This is a genomic window from Psychrobacter immobilis (assembly GCF_904846065.1).
Classification (GTDB): Bacteria; Pseudomonadota; Gammaproteobacteria; order Pseudomonadales; family Moraxellaceae; genus Psychrobacter; species Psychrobacter immobilis_H.
The window spans coordinates 1-1652 of the sequence record NZ_CAJGZV010000016.1; the positions used below are offsets into that span (position 1 = coordinate 1).

The 1652-nt window shown below is 34.4% G+C and carries 1 protein-coding gene; it reads right to left on the bottom strand.

Annotation, left to right across the window (positions count from 1 at the left end):
• Positions 1-286: 286 nt before the first annotated feature.
• Positions 287-1652, bottom strand: a 1366-nt coding sequence (locus JMW64_RS13775) for a UvrD-helicase domain-containing protein (RefSeq protein ID WP_201555354.1), incomplete at its 5' end; no start/stop codon positions are given.

The following is a 1652-nucleotide window of genomic DNA, read 5'->3' on the forward strand; positions in this document are numbered from 1 at the left end:
AGACATCACAGGCTACCCCGCCAAGTAGTCTGCGCAAGTTTTAGGTATCGGCGTATTAGAAATGGTCAAAAGGTGGGAGTATTGTGGCTGATAATATTGGGGAGCTAATCGCGCCTTCTGCTTGTATCTGTACCCCTAAGCGTGGCGGGCACTAACGGCTGATGGCATTCCTGTATTCTCGATACTACCCTCAGCCAAGTGCCCGCAACCCGCTTAGTCGCACAGGATATCGCGTCAGTCACGGCTAAAATGCTTTTTAGGGCAACCTTTCTAGACAAAGCAGAATTTAATTCGGGGGCGTAGAATGGTTTGGTATATCACTAAGCCTAATAATATCTACTAGCTCCAAGTTTTCAATCAGTTCAGCCTTTTCCGTACTCAAATCTGGTACTGTGATAAATAAGTTCTGTATAGCTCTACTTACAGCAACATACTTAAGCCTATGTTTTTCTAAACCATCTAAATTAGCATTAGTTATAAAATCGATTTCTTCTTCATCATTCAAGACAAGTAAAACATTCTCAAATTCAGCACCTTTTGATTTGTGTATAGTAATATTACTACTGGTATCTTCAACAATATTTACACATAAAGCTAAGCTCTTATAATTAGTATTGTCGTAGAAATTTTTAGGACTTCCAGCTCTGAAATTACTAAGCCCTTCTATACCTGAATCTGCTCTTAATATACTATAAAGAGTCATTATAGGTTTATTACAGTATTCATCGTATTTACTATTCAGTAGAAAAAGTAAATCTAACGCATCCTTTTTACCTTGACTACTTCTCCCAAAATATCTTTTAAGTTCACTTAAAGCTTCTTTAATTTTATTTTCACGACATAATTCTACAGCCATTATGCACGGTATAACTAATCTATAGCGATTGGGACTATCAACACCTTTCAAATCTTTGAATAAGTTGTCGTTTAAATCTATACCTTCAACATCTTTTTTCAAAGCATTAGCAGTTATATTTTTCCAAGAGAGTGTTGTTATTTCTTCTTCAGAAAGTGTTATTTCAATTGTTCGCAGAACAGTTAATCTATCCCCAACGTAAATAATAGGCTTATTTCCATTAAACTCATCTTGACCTTGTTGCTTAAAATTAGGTCTTATATGGTTTAATAAGTTAATAATTTCTTTCGTACTACGTCTATTGTTATCTATCTTGTAATCATGTATACCTTCTAGCTGAAAATCATCAAACTGTTTTGGTTTTGCACCTTGAAACTGAAATATAGACTGCGCCTTATCACCAATAATTCCTACGATAGTATCTCGCTCTCCAATCTGACGAAGTAACTCAACTTGAATAGGGTTACTATCTTGAAACTCATCTACAAAGAAGTAGGGAAATTTAGCTCTTAAAACATCTAAGACAAAAGGATATTTTTTTATAATTTGAAAGCTAAAAAACAATACATCATCGTGATGCAAGTAACCGTCATTCCAGTATAACTCTTTGAAAGAAATAAGGTTTTTCTCCAAAACATCAATAGCTTCAGCTTTCAAATAAACCCTTTCTTTTTCCTCGTAGATATAACTTTCAGATCTGTCAGCTTTGAACACTAAATCATTTTCATTATTAAATGCATACGTTAAAGTACTGAGCCATCTAGCTATTTTATTAAGATTTTCAGGTCTGTTAGTA